Annotated in this window: 1 protein-coding gene; it reads left to right on the forward strand. The window is 77.6% G+C overall.

Annotation, left to right across the window (positions count from 1 at the left end):
• Positions 1 to 239: 239 nt before the first annotated feature.
• Positions 240 to 641, forward strand: coding sequence for a hypothetical protein (locus tag AAHZ94_RS34465; RefSeq protein WP_349997612.1), 402 nt, complete (start codon positions 240 to 242; stop codon positions 639 to 641).
• Positions 642 to 1,074: the final 433 nt, after the last annotated feature.

Genomic DNA, 1,074 nt, shown 5'->3' on the forward strand with positions numbered 1-1,074 from the left:
CGGCGGCCCCGGCGGGCCCCGCGGCGCGGCGGGGGGGGGGGCCGAGGGGGGCGGCGGGCCCCGCGGCCGCGGCCGGGCCCGGGCCGGCCGGCGCCGGCCGGCGCTCCGCGGCGCGCGGGACGGCCGGAACCGAAGCAACCCAGGCCGGGCCCGCTGCGTCATCGGGGACGGCGGCGGCCTCTGCATCGGGTTCCGAATCGGCTTCCGGTGCGGTTTCTCCCTCGGCTTCCGCTGCGGCGGTGCCGTCCGGGCCCCGTCCCGCCAGGCTGACCGGCGCCGCGGTCATCGCCGCCGGCGAGGGTGTGCTGCTCGCCGCGTACGGGGTGTACCTGATGGTGATGGGGTTGGCCGGCAACCCGGACAGTCCGAAGCAGGCGGAGATCCTCGCGGTGGTGTTCTTCGCGCTGGCCGTGCTGCCGCTGACGGCCGCGCGCGGGTTGTGGCTGCGCCGCCGCTGGAGCCGCGGGCCGGCCATGATCACGCAGATCATGGCGCTGCCGGTGGCCTGGACCCTGCTCAACTCGGGGAACGCGCTGATCGCCGGCGGGGTCGTCGTCGGCCTCGCGGCCATCACCGCCCTCGCCCTGCTCGTCAACCCCACGGCCACCGAGGCCCTGGGCATCGGCCCGCGCGACGCCTAGCAACCCACGAACAACCCACGAGCGAACAACCCACGAGCAACCCGGGGCGCACACCTCAGCGCCGCGGTGGGACGCCGACCAACCCTGCGCCCACCGCGGCGCTGAGTCGTTTCCCGCTGTGGCTGTGGCTGTGGCTGTGGCTGTGGCTGTGGCTGTGGCTGTGGCTGTGGGGACGTGGGTTGGCTGTGTGGGCGCTCGCGGGGTGTGGGGCCGGAGCGTGGGGTTGGCGTACGGGCTGGCGCGCCGGGGCTGCGTACGGCCGGCTGGCGGGCGCCGAGGGCGACGTACGGGAGGGGGCCGGTGCGCGGGAACGTGGTGCGCAGGGGCGGCGCCGGGGGAGAGGGGCGCGGGAGCGGGTCCCTGGGGAGGGGGACGCGGGCGTGAGACGCCCGGCAAAGGTTCGGGGCACAGGGGGGCGGCATCCGGGTGGCGC

Origin of the sequence: Streptomyces sp. HSW2009, from assembly GCF_040240285.1 — a bacterium.
GTDB lineage: Bacteria > Actinomycetota > Actinomycetes > Streptomycetales > Streptomycetaceae > Streptomyces.